15 protein-coding genes, 1 pseudogene and 1 riboswitch are annotated in these 20244 nt (G+C 62.3%); of the genes and pseudogenes, 10 read left to right on the top strand and 6 right to left on the bottom strand.

Annotation, left to right across the window (positions count from 1 at the left end; all coding sequences use genetic code 11):
* Nucleotides 1-960: an acyl-CoA desaturase gene (locus J2T07_RS02775; protein ID WP_306847042.1), complete on the bottom strand. Its 960-nt coding sequence runs from the start codon at nt 958-960 to the stop codon at nt 1-3.
* Nucleotides 961-1410: 450 nt separating this feature from the next.
* Here J2T07_RS02775 and J2T07_RS02770 point away from each other — a divergent pair, with 450 nt between their 5' ends.
* From J2T07_RS02770 to J2T07_RS02755, 4 genes are all read left to right on the top strand, one after another.
* Nucleotides 1411-4467, top strand: a complete 3057-nt coding sequence (locus J2T07_RS02770) for a TonB-dependent receptor (RefSeq protein WP_306847041.1) — start codon at nt 1411-1413, stop codon at nt 4465-4467.
* A gap of 146 nt (nt 4468-4613) precedes the next feature.
* Nucleotides 4614-4679: riboswitch (Fluoride riboswitch) on the top strand.
* Nucleotides 4680-4752: 73 nt separating this feature from the next.
* Nucleotides 4753-6069 (top strand): voltage-gated chloride channel family protein, encoded by a 1317-nt coding sequence (locus J2T07_RS02765; protein ID WP_306847040.1) that lies wholly within the window; start codon nt 4753-4755, stop codon nt 6067-6069.
* Complete coding sequence (locus J2T07_RS02760) at nt 6066-6431, top strand: DUF190 domain-containing protein (protein WP_306847039.1); 366 nt, start codon at nt 6066-6068, stop codon at nt 6429-6431. Before J2T07_RS02765 ends, J2T07_RS02760 begins: the two co-directional genes overlap by 4 nt.
* Nucleotides 6432-6449: 18 nt before the next feature.
* Complete coding sequence (locus J2T07_RS02755) at nt 6450-6773, top strand: DUF190 domain-containing protein (protein ID WP_306847038.1); 324 nt, start codon at nt 6450-6452, stop codon at nt 6771-6773.
* A 107-nt stretch (nt 6774-6880) separates the two neighbouring features.
* Here the strand turns inward: J2T07_RS02755 and J2T07_RS02750 are convergent, their stop codons facing one another.
* From J2T07_RS02750 to J2T07_RS02735, 4 genes are all read right to left on the bottom strand, one after another.
* Complete coding sequence (locus J2T07_RS02750) at nt 6881-7642, bottom strand: SDR family oxidoreductase (protein ID WP_306847037.1); 762 nt, start codon at nt 7640-7642, stop codon at nt 6881-6883.
* A gap of 74 nt (nt 7643-7716) precedes the next feature.
* Nucleotides 7717-9072, bottom strand: coding sequence for a serine hydrolase domain-containing protein (locus J2T07_RS02745; RefSeq protein WP_306847036.1), 1356 nt, complete (start codon nt 9070-9072; stop codon nt 7717-7719).
* 98 nt (nt 9073-9170) lie between these two features.
* Nucleotides 9171-10412, bottom strand: a complete 1242-nt coding sequence (locus tag J2T07_RS02740; RefSeq protein WP_306847035.1) for a GGDEF domain-containing protein — start codon at nt 10410-10412, stop codon at nt 9171-9173.
* Nucleotides 10413-10449: 37 nt separating this feature from the next.
* Nucleotides 10450-11208: an SDR family NAD(P)-dependent oxidoreductase gene (locus J2T07_RS02735; RefSeq protein ID WP_306847034.1), complete on the bottom strand. Its 759-nt coding sequence runs from the start codon at nt 11206-11208 to the stop codon at nt 10450-10452.
* Between the two features lie 162 nt (nt 11209-11370).
* Between J2T07_RS02735 and J2T07_RS02730 the strand changes: the two genes are divergently transcribed.
* Together J2T07_RS02730 and J2T07_RS02725 are read left to right on the top strand one after the other, a co-directional pair.
* Nucleotides 11371-12300 (top strand): AraC family transcriptional regulator, encoded by a 930-nt coding sequence (locus J2T07_RS02730; RefSeq protein ID WP_306847033.1) that lies wholly within the window; start codon nt 11371-11373, stop codon nt 12298-12300.
* Nucleotides 12301-12572: 272 nt separating this feature from the next.
* Nucleotides 12573-13625 carry a class I SAM-dependent methyltransferase gene (locus J2T07_RS02725; RefSeq protein ID WP_306847032.1) on the top strand — a complete coding sequence of 351 codons (1053 nt, stop codon included), beginning with the start codon at nt 12573-12575 and terminating at the stop codon, nt 13623-13625.
* A gap of 16 nt (nt 13626-13641) precedes the next feature.
* Here J2T07_RS02725 and J2T07_RS02720 read toward each other — a convergent pair whose 3' ends face one another.
* Nucleotides 13642-14583, bottom strand: a complete 942-nt coding sequence (locus J2T07_RS02720) for a bifunctional enoyl-CoA hydratase/phosphate acetyltransferase (protein ID WP_306847031.1) — start codon at nt 14581-14583, stop codon at nt 13642-13644.
* 267 nt (nt 14584-14850) lie between these two features.
* Here J2T07_RS02720 and J2T07_RS02715 point away from each other — a divergent pair, with 267 nt between their 5' ends.
* The 4 genes and pseudogenes from J2T07_RS02715 to J2T07_RS02700 all read left to right on the top strand — a co-directional run bounded on the left by J2T07_RS02715 (nt 14851) and on the right by J2T07_RS02700 (nt 20200).
* The gene (locus tag J2T07_RS02715) at nt 14851-16086 is read left to right on the top strand and encodes a methyl-accepting chemotaxis protein (protein ID WP_306847030.1); all 1236 of its coding nucleotides are present in this window, start codon (nt 14851-14853) and stop codon (nt 16084-16086) included.
* Nucleotides 16087-16105: 19 nt separating this feature from the next.
* Nucleotides 16106-16816 carry an MHYT domain-containing protein gene (locus tag J2T07_RS02710; protein ID WP_306847029.1) on the top strand — a complete coding sequence of 237 codons (711 nt, stop codon included), beginning with the start codon at nt 16106-16108 and terminating at the stop codon, nt 16814-16816.
* A 320-nt stretch (nt 16817-17136) separates the two neighbouring features.
* Nucleotides 17137-18780, top strand: a pseudogene (locus J2T07_RS02705) (type IV secretory system conjugative DNA transfer family protein); the annotation flags it as partial.
* Between the two features lie 151 nt (nt 18781-18931).
* Nucleotides 18932-20200: a hypothetical protein gene (locus J2T07_RS02700; protein ID WP_306847028.1), complete on the top strand. Its 1269-nt coding sequence runs from the start codon at nt 18932-18934 to the stop codon at nt 20198-20200.
* Nucleotides 20201-20244 lie beyond the last annotated feature (44 nt).

The following is a 20244-nucleotide window of genomic DNA, read 5'->3' as shown; positions in this document are numbered from 1 at the left end:
TCAGCTTCCCGCCTTGCGATGCACCCAGGCGGGCACCGGTTTGAGATCCCACACCAAGCCAAGGGCCCCCATCAGGCGCAGCCCATACCAGGTGAGATCCACTTCCCACCAACGAAACCCCTGTCGGGCCGAGCCGGGATAGAAATGATGATTGTTGTGCCAACCCTCACCGAAGGTGAGCAGGGCAAGCAAGAGGTTGTTGCGGCTGTCGTCGCGGGTAGCGAAGCGGCGGCGTCCGAACCGATGCGCCAATGAGTTGATGGTCACGGTGGCGTGGAACAAGACGACTGTGGAAATGAAGAAGCCCCAGACCAGCATTTGAGGGCCGTTGGTGTTCCAGGAAGGACGGAACGTTTGCAACAGCATGCCCAGGCCATAAAGCGCCATGGCCAGCACCACGGGCACGGCGGTGTCGTAGCGGTCCAGCCAGCGTAGTTCCGGGTACTTGCTCAGATCGCGCACCCGGTCCAGATCGGTGCGAAAGGCATCGTGGGTGAGGAACCACCCGGTATGACTCCACAGGAAACCCCATACCGTGGGCGAGTGGGGATCGAGCGCGGTGTCCGCGTGTCGATGGTGATTACGGTGATGTGAGGCCCACCACAAGGGACCCCGTTGCACGCAAGACGCCCCAATGACTGCAAAGACCAGCTGCACGGCCCGTGAGGTGCGGAATGCCCGGTGGGAAAAATAACGGTGGTAGAACCCGGTGAGGGCGAACATGCGTACCGCATAGAGGGTAGTCGCCACGATAATGGCCGCGGGAGACACGCCCACCCAGAACGCCGCCAGGCAAGCCAGGTGAAGGCCCACGAAGGGCAGTGTGCGAAGCCAGTCGATGCGGCGGCCGGCCTCGACGGGGCGGCCTGCGGCTGCGGTCGTATCGAACCAAAGGCGCAGCCGCTGACCAAGGCCATTGGGCCGTGGTTCCACAACAGGAGGCGAAGGCGGCTGGGTCATGGCTATCGATCCGAGGGGTACCAGGGGCTATACGCAGCCTGGTGGCAATTGGATGCACGGGGGGCGCGAGCACCCCTCCTCGTATTCACCCCCGTACATCCGCCAAGGTCGCCTGTGCGTCTGCCGCCGTGCGCGAAGCTACTTACGGGGAGTGTGCCTGTCGGATGAATCCCCGCCTCAGGTGGTGCGCAAGTTATTGCGAATGTTCAAAATTATCATCGACATCTGTTGACTTGTCATCACGCCGACGCATAGTTTTGCGCTCGACCTGTGAAAGATTTGGACATCCAAATCGTTTGCGCGGTTGCGCGATACCTCCGTCCGACGCGATACGAGACGCCCCTGCTCGGGGAGAGCAGCAGCGTTACATCGCCGGTATCGCCTGGGATGGATGTGCAGGTGTAAGACCAACTTTTTTCACTTCGAATCATTTTTCCTTTGGGGGAGACCATGGAATTCTTGAGAAGCGAGCGGCGCACGTTTGTGCGGCCGTCGGTGCTGGCTGTCGCGCTGGCACTCGGCATGGGTGCTACCTGCACCGTCTTCGCGCAGGCGACCAGTGGTTCCATCTTCGGCCAGGTGCCTGTCGCGGCTGGCGAATCCGTCACCGTCACAAGCGATAGCGGGTTCACGCGCGATGTTCCAGTCGAAGCCGATGGCCGCTACCGCGTCGGCAACCTCCCGTTGGGTAATTACACCGTCAGCCTGAAGCGCGATGGTGCGGTCGTCGATTCGCGCAAGAACATCCAGATCAAGGTGGGCGGCAGCACGGACGTCTCGTTCGCGAGCGCCGCGACCGCGGCGAATGCGCAGTCGCTGGAGTCCGTCACCGTTTCCGCCAATTCCTTGCCTCCCATCGACACCTCGACGGTCGATTCGCGCACGGTCGTGAACGCCCAGACCCTGGCCCGCCTGCCGTTGGGCCGCAATGCCGAGGCCATCGCGTTGCTCGCCCCTGGCGCCGTCGCCGGCCAGAGCACGCTCGGCAACGGCCGTTTCCGCACGGTGTCGTTCGGCGGCTCCGGTGCTTCGGAGAACGCGTACTACGTCAACGGTTACAACACGACCGATCCCTACAAGGCGCTCGGCGGCGTGGGCCTGCCGTATGGCGCGATCGACCAGCAGGAAGTCTATACGGGCGGCTATTCCGCCAAGTACGGCCGTTCCGATGGCGGCGTGATTTCCCAGGTCGGCAAGCGCGGTACGAACGAGTGGCATTTTGGTGCGCAGATCCTTTGGGAGCCCAAGTTCGCCGCCTCGAATCCGGGTAACGTGTACTACGGAAACCGCCAGTTGCCCGCTGGCTACGGTTACCAGGACACCAGCAAGGTAGGCGCCCTCTACCGCAACGGTGAAGACAACACCAAGTGGACGCAGATCTATAGCGCCTACGTCGGCGGTCCGCTCATCAAGGACAAGCTGTTCTTCTTCGTCGCCGCCGAGGCCGAGAAGTCGGAAGGTACCAGTACCTCGAATGCCGAGGCCAACCCGGTCGCCAACAACCACTACACGTACAACTTGCCGAAGATCTACGCGAAGATCGACTGGAACATCAACGACAGCAACATCCTGGAGTTGACGGGCATCCACTCGACCGACGAGCAGCGCGGCTATTACACCGGCTACGATTACGACACGCGCACAAAGTCGGGCCGTACCGGCGCGGACGCGGATACGTCCAAGATCACGTCGAAGTACGCGATCGCCAAGTACACGTCCTACATCACCGACGACATCACGCTGTCGGCGACCTATGCCAAGGGTTGGACGGACGATTACCTGCACAACCCGACGCCGAACATCGACCAGCAGCCTTACATCTTCAATCCGGCGCTGCAGGATCCGGCGCTCAATGGTGGCAACCCCATCACGAACCTCAATTCCTCGCAGACCAGCCAGGACCCGAGCGCTGGCAGCCGCACCCACGGCCTCCGCCTCGACCTCGAATGGCAGCTGGGCGATCACCACCTTGCCGGTGGTATCGACAACATGCATTACAAGGGCATCGACGAGGGCACCTCGACGAGCGGCCCGGGCTATTACTGGCGTTACTTCCACACCGCGAATCCGGGCGTTCCCATCAGCCCTGGGCAGGGTATCGGCGCGCCGGGTGGCGCAGGCTACTACGTGCGTCGCGTCATCTTCTCGAGCGTGACGAACATGTCGCTCGACCAGCGCGCGCAGTACCTGGAAGATCGCTGGCAGGTCAACGACAAGCTGCTGTTGAGCATCGGTCTGCGCAACGATGGCTTCAAGAACTTCAACGACAACAACAAGCCCTACGTCAACAACCAGGCGCAGTGGGCCCCGCGCCTCGGCGCGTCGTGGGACGTGTTCGGCGACTCGTCGCTGAAGATCTACGGCAACCTCGGCCGCTACTACCTCGCGCTGCCGAACAACGTCGCGGTGCGTGGTGCTTCGTCGTCGACCTATACGTACGAGTACTTCAACTACACCGGTATCGACCAGAATGGCCGTCCGACCGGTCTTACTCCGCTGGGCAACGGTATCGTGTCTCCCGACGGAGAGTTCGGCCAGCCGATCGACGCGCAGTCGGTCGCGGCGCGCGACCTGAAGTCGCAGTACCAGGATGAAGCCATCCTGGGCTTCGACAAGACGCTCGGTTCCGATTGGGTAACCGGTGCCAAGGTCACGGTGCGCAAGCTGCGTACGGCCATCGATGACGTCTGCGATACGGGCAAGATCGCCGACAAGATGACGCGCGAAGGGCTGGACCCGGATTCGGTAACCATTCCGGGCTGCGTCATCTTCAACCCAGGCGACACCAACACGTTCAGCCTGGCCAATGTCGACGGTTCCGGCCGCACCGAAGTGAAGATGAACCAGGAAGACTGGGGGTTCTCGCAGAAGGCCAAGCGTTCTTATTACGCGCTGGACCTCTACCTGGAGCATCCGTTCGACGGCAAGTGGCAGGGTCGCCTCGACTACACGTTCTCGCGTTCCTACGGCAACACGGAAGGCCAGACCAAGTCGGACATCGGCCAGACGGACATCTCGAAGACGCAGGACTGGGATTCCGCCGAGCTGATGCAGTACGCCAACGGCCTTCTGGCCAACGATCGTACCCACCAGATCAAGGCGTACGGCGCCTATCAGCTCACGGACGAATGGCTGGTCTCGGGTAACCTGCGGCTCGCCTCCGGTGCACCGAAATCGTGCCTGGGCTTCTTGGACGGAGCGGCGGATCCTGATCCGATCGGTTACGGCTCGTCGTACCACAACTGCAATGGTCAGCCGTCGCATCCGGGTGACAAGCGCAATCCGTGGTACCGCCAGCTCGACCTCGCGGTGACCTACCGTCCGTCGTACTTCGAAGGCAAGCTCGCCTTCGGCCTGTCGGTCTTCAACGTCACCAACGAGCGCAAGCCGCTCATCAGCTACGCGACGTATGAAGCGTCGCCGCAGACCGTGCTCAACAACTACGGTCTCGGTCAGTACTTCCAGAACCCGCGTTATGCCCGCCTGACGGCTACGTACGACTTCTAAGCAACGGCTTCGCCTATAACTAGAAATGTCCCGTGAGGGCCATCGCGCATTTCCCCAGTGCCGCCTGCATTTGCAGGCGGCCTTTTTACTGCGCGCCACCTGCCAGGCGGCCGCCCGTTGACGCTCCCGCTGACTCCCCGTAGGCTGCGTGCCACGGAGATGGCATTCCTCCGCGAACCGCCCCGATGGGGGCTGATGATGCCTACATGTCCTGGGTTTACCGGGGGTGTAGGCATGCGTGCCGCACTTCCCGTGCCCAGGTGACTTCCTCGACCTGGATGATGCATGCGCGCCCTTCGATCCCTCGAACAATGGGAACTCCTCCCTTACATCGGCAAGTGGCTGCTTATCGCCGCCGCCGCTGCCGTGCTGGCTGGCACCGCTTCCGCCTGGTTCCTGCTGAGCCTCGACTGGGCGACGCAGACCCGCCGGGCCACGCCCTGGCTGATGGCACTGCTGCCGGTCGCCGGCTTCGTCGTGGGCTGGGCGTACCACCGATTGGGGAAGCCGGTGGAAGCGGGCAACAACCTGATCATCGACGAGATCCACGACCCCAGGAAAGTCATACCGCGCCGCATGGTGCCGCTGGTCTTCATCGGCACGGTCGTCTCGCACCTGTTCGGCGCGTCGGTGGGACGCGAGGGAACCGCGGTTCAGATGGGCGGCGCCCTGGCGGACCAGCTGACGGCGGTGTTCCGGCTGCGCCCGGAAGACCGCCGGGTGCTCCTGATGGCGGGCATGAGCGCCGGGTTCGCCGCTGTTTTTGGCACGCCGCTGGCCGGTGCCCTGTTTGGGCTGGAGGTCCTGGCCATTGGCCGCCTTCGCTATGACGCCCTGTTTCCCTGTGTCATAGCCGCGATCGTGGCCGACCAGGTCTGTCTGACCTGGGGCGTCCATCACACGGTGTATGTCGTGGGCACCGTCGCCCCGCTGACCGGTTGGACGGTCCTGTCCGTCATCGTGGCGGGGATCATCTTCGGACTGGTGGGCCTGTTGTTTGCCACGGCGACTCACCGGGTTGGGGCCCTGATGAAACGGCTGATCGGATATCCGCCCCTGCGGCCCTTTGCCGGCGGTGCCGTCATCGCAGGCTCCGTTTACCTGCTTCATACCGAGGCATACGTTGGCCTGGGCATCCCCATCATCGTCGCGGCGTTCGATCATCCATTGCCGTGGTGGGACAGCGTGGGCAAGTTCGGTTACACCGTTGCTTCGCTGGGATCGGGGTTCAAAGGCGGGGAGGTGACACCGCTGTTCTTCATTGGCGCCACACTGGGCAACAGCCTGGCACCGTTGCTCCATCTGCCGTTTGCCATGTTGGCGGGTCTGGGCTTCGTCGCCGTCTTCGCGGGGGCAGCCAACACCCCACTCGCGACCACGGTCATGGCGATCGAACTGTTCGGTCCTCAGATTGCGCCGTTCGCGGCGATCGCGTGCGTCGCCAGTTACCTCTTCTCGGGACATAGTGGTATCTACCACGCGCAACGACTGGGCCGCGCCAAGCACTTGCGTCACCTTCCGGAAGATCTCCGCCTGGGCGAATTGCCGGCCTATCGGCGGCGGCAGCGTGACGTCCCTTCCACCGAAGCGCCCAAATCATGAGCAACGTGTCCATGACCGATCTCGTCGCCGTTCGTCTGTACTTCCCCGCCTCGGCCCGCGCCAACCGGTCTCGGTTCTGGCACCACCTGAGCGCGCCTGCGTTGGCACATCACCTGCTCAAGGTGGCCCGGCAAGCGGGTATCGAACAGGCTATCCTCCACCATGTGGACGCTGGCTATCTCAAGGGCCAACGGTTATCGCACCATCATCCCGAAGCCTCGGCGATGGAACATCCGCAATGTTTGGAACTGGTGGATCAGCGAAGCACGCTGGAGGCATTCCTGACGGAGCACGCCACCGAACTTCGGAAAGTGCGCGTGCTCATGTTGGCCTGCGACACACCCTCACTTGCCCCAGCCTGACTTCCGGAGGAGAGCACGATGAAAGGTTATCGGATCCTGTTTTTCACTCAGGAAAATCGCAAGGTCCACGGCGATACCGTGGGCCAATGGATCTTGGAGCGGGCTCGTAAACTTGGAGCGGCCGGCGGGACCATGACCGCGGGCGGAGAGGGCTTCGGGCATTCGGGAACCATGCACTCGGCGGGTTTCTTCGAAATGGCGGACCGGCCGATGACCGTCTCCGTCGTCACGGACGAACCCACGTGCGAAGCGCTGATGGCAGCGATCGAGGAAGAGGGGATAGATGTCTTCTACTGCCGCAACGAAGTGGAATTCGGCCGGCTGGGATCTGACAAGGAGTGACCCGATAACTCTTGCGCCCGCCGGTTTTTCAATGCTGTTGCTCCGATGCGCAAGTGTGCGGTCATTGACTCGTAGCCGGCAGAGTGTGGTGTGGCGGGCATCGGAGCTTACTTTCCCCCGGTCACATCGAGGAATGTCCCGGTGACGAACGACGCCTCGTCGCTAGCCAGCCACAGGATCGCCCTGGCGACTTCCTCGGGCTGACCGCCACGCCCCATCGGTATCGAGCCCTTCACCCGGTCGACCCGTCCCGGCTCGCCGCCGCTGGCATGCATCTCGGTGTAGATGTGCCCCGGGCGGACACAGTTGACGCGGATGCCTTCCCGCGCGACTTCCTTGGCGAAGCCTGTGGTGAAGGTCTCCAGGGCGCCCTTGGAAGCGGCATAGTCGACGTATTCGTTCGGACTGCCGAGGCGTGCCGCCGCCGACGAGACGTTGACGATGGAGCCGCCGCGTCCACCATGACGGTGCGACATGCGTTTGGATACTTGCTGGGCGCAGAGGATCGGGCCGATGGCGTTGACGGCGAACACGCGCTGCATCCGTTCGAAGCTGAGGTCTTCGAGGCGCGACTGCAGTTCCAGGACGGCCGCATTGTTCACCAGCACGTCGATCCGGCCGAAGACCTGGTCGATCGCGGCGAACAGTTGTTCCACCTGTCCCGGGTCAGCGCTGTCTGCGCGCACGGCCAGGGCTCGACGCCCCAAGCCTTCGATGTCCGCTACGACGGCCTGTGCGGCCGATGCGTTGGAAACATAGCTGATCGCTACGTCGTAGCCTTGCGTGGCCGCTAGCCGCGCGGTTGCGGCGCCGACGCCGCGACTTCCGCCGGTGATGAGGATGACGGGTGCTTCGGAGATGTTGGTCATGGGGCATGTTCTACTTGCATATATATGCGCGAGCGAGAGTGAGGTCATCCGCTGCAACGGCGGCGCGCATCATCTTAGTCGCTCTTCTCCCTGGCCTCGACCCGAAATGATGCCTCGCCGTCCGAATGGAACTTCAGCGAGCGCATTACGCCATCTCCATCCTGCACGGGCTCGATGAAGTCTGTACCATCACCAGCGTAGAAAAGAACATTCCCAGTTGCGGGAACAAGGCGTTTTTCCGGACCACCGTCCCGTCGTATCCATGGGGCGCCATCGTGGATTGCGATGATATGCCGGCTGTCACCCTCGATGACGTAGCTTCCTGCAAGGGCATTGATCTTCTGCACCGGCCACGCCGCAGGCTCGAAGGTTCTGTAGGGAACACCCAAGGCTACTCCGGCGATCCGGCGGGCAAGGGAGCGGGAAGTGACCTTTGGTGAATCCGAATTCTCTAGGACGACGACCGCCAGGTCTTGGCCCTTCGCATAGACGTAATACGCCGAATACCCTTCGATGCCGCCCGCATGCTCCACGATGGAGATGCCGTGCAGTTTTCCAGGCATGGTCCCCATCCCATAGGGAACCTCCTGCTTCTCCACTCGCGTACGGGTCGTCATGGACTTGAAGATGGCCGGCCAGGGTCCCTGGCTGGTGCCAAGACGATGAAGCAGGGTTGCAACGCTAGCGGCATCTCCGTCGAGTGCGCCCGCCGCCCCTGGTCCGGAGATGCTATACAGCGCTGGCTTCGCTGGCCTTCCGTCCTGTCCGCTTGTGTAGCCGGGCACCAGGCCCCGCACCACAGCCGAATCATCGTGGTAGCCAAGGCCGTCAATGCCCAGAGGGTCGAGGACCAGCTTTCGCTCCGCATCCGACCAACTGAGCCCCGTGACCTTCTCGAGAACCGCGCCCAACAACATATAGCCGGAGTTGCTGTATCGCCAATCCGTACCGGGCAGGAAATCGGCATGTGTCTTGCCGATCAATGCGAGCCTCTGTTCCGTGCTCAACACGTCAGCGAGCGGAGCGTCCCATGCATCGCTGACTCCCGACGTATGGTTGAGAAGTTCTCTTATCGTGATTTCGGAGCTTCCCGGGAAATTAGGAAGCCACTTTGCAAGAGGGTCGTCAACGTTCAGCCGGCCGTCGGCCTGTAGTTTCAGGATGGCCGCGGCGGTAACCGTTTTGGTCAACGAACCGACCCTGTATCGGCTTGCTGCAGTCAGGGGCACGTTCAGTTCAACGCTTGCGAGTCCGCGAGACGTCGAGTAGATCAGTTGCCCCTTTTCGACCACGGCGACCGACGCGCCCGGGGCATCAGCGGATACCTCGCGGAGGATAGCATCCGCTTTCTCTTTCCATGCAGACGCATCGGACGCATACGACGTGGTCGCCCAAATCAGCGATGCGATTGCCGCCAATGATCTTCTCATGTTCCATCCCTCAATCAACCGTATCGAAATGGCGCCGGATGCGCGTCCGAGACGATACAACGTTCCCATGCCTGCAGAAGGCCATTTCGTAAGACCCGCTAACGCGCGGCCTCCGGCCCATCGTGGAGGACGGCGGACGCGACCGCTTGATTTCGTCCGCGCCGTTTCGCCTCGTACAAGGCCTGGTCGGCCAGGGTGACGGCGTTATTCCAGCTGTCCCCACCGTGGAAGAGATGATGGCCGATGCTGACGGTGCACCTCAGCAGGTGCTCCGACCCCATCGCGATGGAGAAAGCCTGCACCGCGCCGCGCAGTTCCTCGGCAAAGTCCTGCACGGCCTGTTCGTTCGTGTCGACCATCAACACCATGAACTCCTCGCCCCCAACCCGTGCCAGGAGGTTGGGGGCTCGGGTAAGACGATGAAGGAGGGTGGCGATCGTCTTGAGCGCCTCATCGCCACCGGGATGGCCCCAGCGGTCGTTGATTCGCTTGAAATGATCGACATCGACGATCAACACCGCGAACCGTCGCGCCGGCTGCGATGTATCGGCGGCGACCCGCTCGCCGAGTTCCCACATCACGCGCCGGTTGGCTATGCCCGTCAACGGGTCTTCCTTGGCCAATTGGATCAACTCGGCGTCGAACTGCCGGCTGAGCATCCACAGGATGCATGGCGTGATCACCCATGTCAGCAACAAGCGGGATAACAGGCCGAAGGCGGATGTCGGATCGTGCGACCCGCTCGCGAGGGGGTGGATCTCCCACCACGACACCCGTAGGAAGAGCGCAGCCGCCCACAAGAAATGAAAGGCCGCGGCGACCCGCGCGGCCAGCCTCTGCGCATCGTCGCGACAGCGCCAGAAAGCGATGCCCGTTGCGACGGTCAACAAGCCCTTGAGGCTGCCGCCGGCGACCACCATGATGCCCAGGTCTTCCCCACGATCGAGGACATACAGCACCTCCACCGCCCCGATGATCGCTGCGACGAACAGAACGCGTCCGAAGCGAAGCGGGTGCTCGAAGTAGACCAGGACCGCCACCAGGCCGAAGGCCGTGCCCAGGTCGATGAGCAAGTTGCCGAGCAAGGCCAGGCCGAAGAACGTGATCCCGAACGCCGGAAGTACGAGGGCTGAGAACCCGACTGCGATCAGCGCATGGCTGGCTGCCCAAAGCGCGAGTCCGCGAATGTGGCGCGTCTTGCGAAGGCTCAGGTGGAGGGTGGTGAAGATCGCAGAGGAAAGTGCCGCGAGTAACGCATTGACGATCAGCAAGGTGCCAGCGTGCGTCAGTCTCGCAAGCGTTTCCACGATTTCCCCCACCACGATGTTCGAGGTCCCCATGCCTCGTGGCGGAGTATATCCAAAGCTTCAAGTAGGCCTATATATGCATACCCCCCGCCACCTCGATCCGCTGCGCGTTGACCCATCCGAATTCATCGGAAAGAAGCGACGCGATCACCGGGCCGACATCTTCGGGGACGCCCACCCGCCCAAGCGCCGTGTGCTCGGCGACGGCCTTGTTGACCTGGGGATTGTCGCGGACGATGCCTCCGCTGAAGTCGGTGGCGATCGCGCCCGGTGCCACGACATTGACGGCGATGCGGCGCGGCCCCAGTTCCAGCGCCATGTAACGGCTCAGCGTTTCGACGGCGGCCTTGATGGAACCGTATCCGATACGGTTGGGCATGGCGAAGCGGGCCAGTCCCGAAGAAATGTTCACGATACGGCCGCCGTCGTTCATGAGTGGCAGCAGCTTCTGTACCAGGAACAGGACTCCCTTGAAGTGGACGTTGTACAGCGCATCCATTTCCGCCTCGGTAATCGTTTCCAGGCCGGCGCCTGACGACGTGCCGGCGTTGTTGACGAGGTAATCGAAACGCTCGGCGTCGAGGCTTGCCAATGCGTCACGAACGTGCGTCGCGAAGCGATCGAACGCATCGACCCTGCCCACGTCCAGCTGCAGGGCGATAGCCCGCACTCCCGCGTCCGCGGCAAGCGCGACCACGCTTTCGGCTTCTGCACGATTGGCGTTGTAGGTGAATATCGAACGGACCCCGCGCTTGGCGAGGGAGAGGACGGTTTGGCGACCGATGCCACGGCTGCCGCCGGTCACGATGGCGATCTTACTGTTTGACATGGCTTGATTTCTCTTGGAGGGGCGTGCGCGCCGGCACGGGGGAATTTGCGTCATTCTGGCGCGGTGGGCCGCTGCACTGAATGCCGAAACCCTCCTTTTTCTTGCCTATTCCTGCTTGGAGGATTAGCCTCTCCATGGCATGCAGCATGAGAGTAGCCGCACATGTCCGACCCGTTGGTGGAAGCGCTCCTGCGTTACACGGAAAGCCGTCCCGGGGAGAGCCCGTTCATGACGGCGGTCGAGGGCATGGCGATCATGCGGTCGGATCATCCGAAGCCGCCGTCCCACATGCTTTCCCGGCCGGCCATGTGCATCGTGGCCCAAGGTGCCAAGTGGGGAATGTTCGGCGGCAACCGGCTCGAGTACCGGGCAGGGCAGGCGCTGGTCATCGGTGTGGAGACGCCATCGATCGGCCGCGTCGTCGAAGCCAGTCCGGGTGAACCCTGCCTTGTTCTGGCGTTCGAACTCGATCTCGCGATCGTGCGAAGCGTCGCGGAGGGGCTCGATGCACCACCACGGGCAAGCGGAGAGCCCGGGCGCGGCGTCTTCGTCACGGATTTCCAGGGTCCGCTAGCCGATTGCGCGTTGCGCCTCGTCCGTCTGCTCGATACGCCCCAGGCGATCCCAACGCTTTACCCCGTCGTCATGCGCGAGACTTGTTATTGGCTCCTGACCGGACCTCACGGCGGAGACGTTGCCCGGATGACGCTCGCGAACGGCCCGTCGCAGCGGGTGATAAACGCCATGCACACTTTGCGGACGCGCTTTACCGAGGCGATCCGGATCGAGGAACTGGCCGCGATCGCGCAGATGAGCCCCTCGGCGTTCCATCGCCAGTTCAAGGCGCTGACATCGATGACGCCGCTCCAGTATCAGAAGCAGCTCCGTTTACTGGAGGCGCGCAGGTTGATGATCTCGACCGCATTCAACGTCGAGACGGCATGCTTCCAGGTGGGCTATGAAAGCCCATCGCAATTCAGCCGTGAATACGCGCGGATGTTCGGGATCCCGCCGAAACGTGATGCCAGGCAGATGCGGGCCGCTTTCCGGCACGATTCGCCGGTCCAGGCCCTGGGAGCGATCGCCCTATAGTCCTTTTGGACGGTGTGGGCGCCGCGCGGTGGAGCGACAGCCGGCGTTATACTTCACCCATCATGGCCCGTGCCCGCCATCGTTCCGAACGATGCGCCGATGACGCATTCACCGGCGGTGGGCAGAACGTGACCCCTCCAAGCCCGCCATGCCCTGGTCCTTGCGGAGGCATGCCGCCGGCAGGACGACGTCGCCGGTTCCGGCGCTAGCGGCTGGCCGGGACCGTCGACCCTTCGCCGCACCGATTCTCCCTGGCTTCGGAGCGCGTACCCATGTCCATCAACGAAGAAAAACTCAATGCCTTTCTTGGCAAGGCGGTCGGCGACCTTGGTGCCGCATTCAGCGCGGTGCTCGTCCTGCTCGGCGACGAACTGGGCTTGTACAAGGCACTTGCCAGCGACGCCCTGACCCCCGCCGAACTGGCCGCACGTACAGGCACCCATGAACGCTATGTGCGCGAATGGTTGGGCAATCAGGCGGCCGGCGGCTATGTCGACTACGACGCCGCGTCAGGCAAATACCAGCTCAACGAAGAACAGGCCGCGTGCCTGGCCGACCCGGCCGGCCCGGTCGATCTTTCCGGTGCCTATGAAATCGCCCTCGCACTGTTCCACACCTACCCGCGCGTGCGTGACAACTTCCGTAGTGGCGCCGGCATGGAGTGGGGCGAACATCACCCTTGCCTCTTCCATGGCACCGAACGGTTCTTCCGTGCCGGATACCACTCCCACTTGCTGGGCACCTGGCTACCGGCATTGGAGGGTGTCGTCGACAAGCTCGGGCGCGGTGGCAAGGTGGCCGACATCGGTTGCGGACACGGCGCAAGCACGGTGTTGATGGCGAAAGCCTTCCCCGCATCGCACTTCGTGGGCTACGACTATCACGCACCGTCGATCGATGTCGCCCGCGAGCGCGCGAAGGAGGCCGGTATCGTCAATGCGTCGTTCGAGCAAGCCGATGCCTCGGGCTACCAGGGACGCGACTTCGACCTCATCACCTTCTTCGATTGCCTGCACGACATGGCCGACCCCGATGGTGCGGCCCGGCACGCGAAAGGCGCATTGAAAGACGATGGCACGTGCATGGTCGTGGAGCCTTTCGCTGGCGACAGCACGACGGATAACCTCAACCCTGTCGGTCGTGTGTATTACGCGGCGTCATCGATGATCTGCGTGCCGGTGTCGCTCGCCAGGCATGGACCGGCTCTGGGGGCCCAGGCGGGCGAGGCGCGCTTGCGAAAGGTGATCGTCGATGCAGGTGGCTTTCGTCGTTTCCGTCGCGCTGCCGAGACGCCGTTCAACATCGTGCTGGAGGCGCGGCCATAGGCTCGAAGGGTGGGATTCAGCCGGACAGGAGAACGGCCAGCGCCGCGGACGCCACGCGCGCCGTGGAAGTATCCGCGCGGCTCGTGAGGGCGATCGGAACCGACGCACCGAGGACCACGCCCGCGGCGATGCCATCCGCGAGGAGCACGAGGGCCTTGGTGAGGATGTTTCCCGATTCCAGGTCGGGTGCGATGAGGATGTTCGCCCGGCCGCTTACGTGCGGGTCCAGGTGCTTCACCGACGCCGCGGCATGGCTGATGGCGTTATCCAGGGCAAGCGGACCCTCGACATCGGCGTCCAGGATCTGCCCACGCTCGGCCATCTTGGACAAGGCGGCGGCATGCATCGTTGCCGTCATTGTCTCGTGGACCGTCTCCACGGCGGCGAGTATCGCCACGCGCCGATGCTCGATGCCGATGGCCTTCGCCAGCGTGATGGCGTTCTGGCAGATCTGGCGTTTTTCCTCCAGGCCGGGCCGCAGGTGGATGACGCCATCGCTCACGATCAGCGGATGCGAATATGCCGGTGTGTCGATGGCGAAGGCATGCGACAAGCGTCCGCCGATGCGAAGTCCATGCTCCCGGTCCAGCAGCACCCGCAGCAGCTCGGCGGTATGGATATCGCCCTTCATCAATCCATGGACATCTCCGCGCCTGCACGCCCTCACGGCCGCTCGTGCGGCTTCCATCCTGTCGGGTGCATCGTGGAGGATGACACCTTCGAGTCCCTTGCCGATGGTTTCCGCGAGGCGCCGGATGCGCTCCTCGGGACCGAACAGCCATGGTTCGATCAGGCCGCACGATGCGGCATCGAGTGCGCCCTCCAGGGAGAGGGCGTCGCACGGGTGGACGATCGCCATCGGCAGGCGTGGCCGGCCGCGACAACGCGACAACAGGTATCGAAAACGGACATGGCGGCCGTCGTCACCGCCGATGGAAGCGCCCGATTGGACTGGCATGTCGACTCCCGCACCGTTTGCCGTCGAGGAAGATTCCTTCGAAGAGCGTAGACGCGTGGATCGGGAGGTGATTGATCCATGTCAATGCAAGGCGGTACACACCGACGCCGGGATGCCGTTCAACATCGTGCTGGAAGCGCGCCCATGAGAATCCGTGTGTGAATTCGGCAGGTATAAGCAGCTGCGTCGAGAAATGCGAAACAGGTCCTAAAGTCCGTCTCCCCACGGCCGATAACGACCGAAGTCTCAACGAGCGGGGAAGCTCCGATGGCTCGCTATACGATCAAGGTCCGCATGGGGTTGCGGCTTGGGCTGGTACTGACATTCCTGGTGGTGACCGGCCTGGTCGGCCTCTACGGCATCGACCGGGCCAACGCCAATACCGGCGAGGTCTATCGGCACGCCAGCGAACTGCTGGCCCGGCTGGAAGCGGAGCACGGCGGTGCGTCATTCGTAACGGCGAGGCATTCGCTCGACGCACTGGCCCAGGAGCAAGCCGCCGAAGGACGCGACATCCGCAATGCCGAACTCGGCACGGTATTGGCGGGTCTCCTGCTTTCCGTGATCTTCGACGGCATCTTCGTCCGCTCGGTCACCGTGCGCATCCGGGACGCCCTGGCCCTGGCCCGCACGGTCGCCGACGGATGCCTGGACAACCGCATCCCCGCGCTCTATTCCGATGAAATCGGTGAACTCCGTGCCGCCTTCCGCGACATGGACGAGCGTCTCGCTGGCGTGATCCGCAAGGTTCGCGATGGTGCGGGTGCGGTGAACGTCGCCGCGGTGCAGATGGTGTCGGATAACGAGGTCCTGGCTCGCCAGCTGATAGAGGATGCGGCCGGCTTGCGCGACACGGCCACGGGCATGGAGACGATGTCCACCCTGGTGGTGCAGACCGCGGAGCATGCCCGTCATGCCGACCGGCTGGCCGCCGAGGCTCGAAAATGCGCGGAGGACGGCGGCGACGTCGTCGCGCAGATGCAACAGGCGATGAGCGCGATCGGCGATTCGAGTGACCGCATCGCCGACATCGTCGGCCTCATCGACGCGATCGCCTTCCAGACCCGCCTGCTTGCCCTGAACGCTGCCGTGGAAGCCGCGCGTGCCGGCGAGCATGGGCGCGGTTTCGCGGTCGTCGCTGGCGAGGTGCGCAACCTTGCCCAGCGTTGTACCGCGGCGGCGGGTGAGATCAAGCAGCTGATCGCCGACAGCCGCGACAAGGTGAGCGACGGTGCCCAACTGGCGAACAGTTCCGGCGACACGCTGGCGAGGATCGTGCATAGCGTGCGCGAACTCACCGATGTGGTCGGTCACATCGCCCGCGCCAGCGCTCTGCAGTCCGATGGCGTAGGCAAGGCCAGTGTGTCGCTCAACCAGATCGACCAGGCCATGCAGGCCCATGAGTCGCTGCTGCGGCAGGCCAGCTCCGCCAGCCGCCATATGCTCGAACAAGCCGATGGCCTTGCCGACAACGTCGCCTTCTTCACCTTCGCACGCACCTGACCGTCACATAGGAACTCCCATGGAACAGCACTACGACATGGTCATGGTGGCGTACTCGTTCGTGATCGCCACCCTCACCGGTTACTGTGGCATCGAAATGACGGCCCGCGTGCGCGCCGCCGTACCGGAGGAGAAGACGCGCTGGATCGTCGCCGGTGCCTTCGCCTTCGGTACCGGCGTATGGGCCATGCATTTCATGGGTATGGCGGCGCTGACACTCGGGGTGCCGGTGACCTTCGACCTGCCGATCACCGTGGCCTCCTGGTTGGTCGCGGTGGTGGTGAGCGCGATCGGCTTCTATGTGATCCGCGATGGCGTGCGCCTGCTGACCTGGCTGATCGCGTCGGTGCTGATGGCCACCGGCGTCTGCCTGATGCACTACGGTGGCATGTACGCCATGCGCATGTTGCCCGGCATCGAATACCGGCCACTCCTGTTCTGGGCTTCCGCGGCGATCGCGCTGGGTGCCAGCGGTGCGGCCTTGTTGATCATGACCTGGTTGCGCACCAGCCGACACTGGACCCACGTGGCATTGCGTCTGGGTGCCGCGCTGGTCATGGCGGTGGCGGTGACCGGCATGCATTACACGGGCATGGCGGCGGCCATGTTCGCGCCGGGATCGTACTGCTCACCCGGGAATCAACTGAGTGACGCGTGGACCATCCTCGGACTGGTGATGGTGGCGACGGCCGTGGTCAGCCTGTCGCAGTGGTGGGCGTTGCTCAAGTAAAAATGGCGACCATTCTCCGATGGCGCCTACAGACAACATTGCGCGCAACTGGCGCTCTCGCTCGAAGCGATTGGTGCGTTGACGCACATGGGTGTGCAGTGCACGGCACAGGCGCATGCGCGGATCTGTTGGGAGCAGACGCGTGCTGTGAGTGAGTAAAGCCGCGCTGGGGATGGGTTGGCATCGCGATTGAAACGATCGAGTGAGAACTTTCCTCACCCTTGTGTTGCGCCACCGAAAAGTGGCTAGACTGCGCACCTCAAAATGGGCACGGAGAGCCTGGCGTGAATGGATCGACGAAGACCGTCTTTGCGGCGGCGATGTTCCTGGCGGCCTTCGGTGGCGGCCTGTACCTCTCGGGTCAATTGATCCTCATGCTGCTCGGCGTCGACATGCCGCTGACGTGGCGAACGTGGTGGGATTACCACAGCGCCTTGGTCTATCCGCAGTACGCACCGTATGCGTGGAAGATCAAGGCGGCAGGAATGGCGGGTTTTGGGTTGCCAGCATTGGCGTGGGTCGGATGTCTCGTGCCGCTGCTGCGTTCTTCACGTGCTCCGACGCTGCACGGCGACGCCCGCTTCGCCACGCGACGCGACCTGGAGAAGCAGGGCCTGCTCAAGGAATCGCCCGATGGCATCGTGGTCGGGAAGTTCGGCAAGAAGCTGATCCGGCTCAGCGGCCAGCAGTTCGTGATCCTCGCGGCACCGACCCGATCGGGGAAAGGCGTGGGTGTGGTCATCCCCAACCTCCTCGAGTACCAGGGCTCCATCGTCGTTCTCGACATCAAGCAGGAGAACTTCGACCTGACCAGCGGCTGGCGGAAATCGCAGGACCAGCAAATCTTCCTGTTCAATCCGTTCGCCGAAGACCGGCGGACGCACCGCTGGAACCCGTTGAGCTACGTGTCGCCCGACCCGGCGTTTCGCATCTCGGACATCCAATCGATCGCGGCCATGCTATATCCCGACGGGAGCGGCGATCAGCGGTTCTGGAGCAGCCAGGCGCGCAACGCCTTCATCGCCTTCACGCTTTACCTCTTCGAGAACTTCGATCAGGAAATGACCCTCGATGTCCCGTCGGGCGTCAAACCCTTCCCGACGTTGGGCGAGGTCTACCGGTTATCGACCGGTGACGGCGGCAACTTGCGTGAATATCTGCAACGCCTGACGGCGTGGCCACACCTCAGCAAGGACGCGAAGACCGCCTTCGCCAACCTGCTGTCGCAGGCCGATGAGACCTTCGCCTCGATCATGGGCAGTTTCAAGGAACCGCTGAATGCATGGATCAATCCGGTGCTGGACGCGGCCACGAGTTGCAACGACTTCCTGCTCACGGACGTGCGCAAGAAGAAGATGACCATCTACATCGGCATTCAGCCGAACAAGCTGGCCGAGAGCCGCCTGATCGTCAACCTGTTCTTCAGCCAGCTGATCAACGTCAACACGAGGGAACTGCCGCAGACCAATCCCGAACTCAAGTACCAATGCCTGCTGTTGATGGACGAGTTCACCGCCATTGGCAAGGTCGACATCCTGGCCCATTCCGTGTCGTACATGGCGGGGTACAACCTTCGCCTATTGCCCATCATCCAGAGCATGGCGCAGCTGGATGCGACCTACGGCAAGGACATCTCGCGGACGATCATCACCAACCATGCCTTGCAGATCATCTTCGCGCCGCGCGAGCAGCAAGACGCGAACGACTATTCGGACATGCTCGGCTATACGACGGTGTCCAAGGAGAGCGTGTCGAAGGGCAGGGACGTATCACGCAGCCGATCCGACGAACGCCGGGCATTAATGCTTCCGCAGGAGCTAAAGGCGATGGGGCCGGACAAGGAGGTGATCCTCTACGAAGGCATCGCGCATCCGGTCAAGTGCGAAAAGATCAAGTACTACGAGGACAAGCGATTTACGGCGCGGTTGCTGCCACGGATCGAAATGCGCGAACTCAACCTAAAGAGAGTCGCTCCGATGGAAAAGCGAACAAAAGTTGTGGCGACAACCAGTCGTAGGGCACGCGCTGCACTCGGCCAAATGGCGGAAGCGGCGTGAAAAATCTGACGGGAATCTCCGGGGGCAAGTGAGTGATCAATTTCAAGGACACGAAGCCATGAAAGCTCGGTATCTGGTCATAGCCGCAATTTTCGCGGTGGCACCAGCAATAAACACGTTGGCAACGCCAATCTCTCCACGTTATCTCACGATCCACGTCCAGGGTGGTGTCTGCTCGGTGGGTTCCGTGGGAGATGAGGACGGATTAAATAGACGTCCATACGTAGAATGGACTCCCGCGCATAAGGGCGGTTTGAATTGGTTAAAGAAACCGAGTATTCCCGAACTATTCTACGAAGGACGTGCAACGCATTGCTTACGTGAGCGCGACTCGCTGTTTGTCTTGCTTCAATTGGACACGCATTCCCAACGATCGATGTCCCAAGGTGTACTTCATTTAGTGAAGTTGCGGGTGATCGATGGCTTCATCGAATCCGATGTTGAAATTTTGGTCCCGGGGGCTTTGGGTGCGTACTCTGCATGGGTGGATAAAGATGCATCGAACCTAAGAAAGCAAAAGGAAGGAATCGTGGTACTCGGGAAATATCGGCATCTCGGTGCAGATGAGGATATTCCTTTTTCCGTATCGATACAGGATCGGCTGTCGACCCGTAAGGCCAAGGTGCACATGGAGCGACCTATCTGGCCGAACAACGGAATCGCCGAGCGCGAACTTGGTGACGGCGAGGAGACCTGGCCCGAGAACATGTTCGTTGAGCATTCGAAGGGACGGTGGACCGTTTGGGTGCTTCTGTCTCCCGTGCGGGGTCAGGCGAGAGCCATGGACTTTTTTTCTGGCGAGGTCCAGGACATCACAGTCCAGAAGCCTGGGGAATATAACGATTCATTTGTGGATTCAAATGGGGTCGCTCATGCAAGCAGTGACGAAATCGCGTTCTACTTTAAAGATCCGCGTCCAGGGGGCGCCATCGGTAACACTGTGCAACTCAACGTGAGCTCACTGAGATTCGACAGGGCAATACCGTGTCGTCCTCGTTTGCACGTCAGCCAAAGGATAGCGGACGACGGGAGAACGGTTATCTGGCGTAAGGTCCTTCTGTTCGGAGATCCGGCCTCTTCAACTTGCTCGGGTAGGACATGGTCATCACTCATCGGAACAGGGTTGGAACTGCGCGACGGCACGATGTTAATCACTGGAGGTAAGTATGTCTTCCGCCTCCGTGAAGATGATCTGGCGCCGGTGGGTCGCGCGCCCCACTTGCATGTCGTCGACGAGGCAGATGTCAAAGGAGTCATCGACAAGGCTGAGGGAAGTGGCATCAAGGATGCGAACACGTTTTTAGCCGAACAACTTCGTCTTCTGTGATGAAGGACGTTCAATACACATTTAGGAGAACTTGCTATGAGGGA

It is taken from the genome of Luteibacter jiangsuensis (assembly GCF_030812295.1).
Lineage (GTDB): Bacteria > Pseudomonadota > Gammaproteobacteria > Xanthomonadales > Rhodanobacteraceae > Luteibacter > Luteibacter jiangsuensis_A.
The sequence above is the reverse complement of the archived record's forward strand: the minus strand, read 5'-3'. Positions and strand labels throughout refer to the sequence as shown.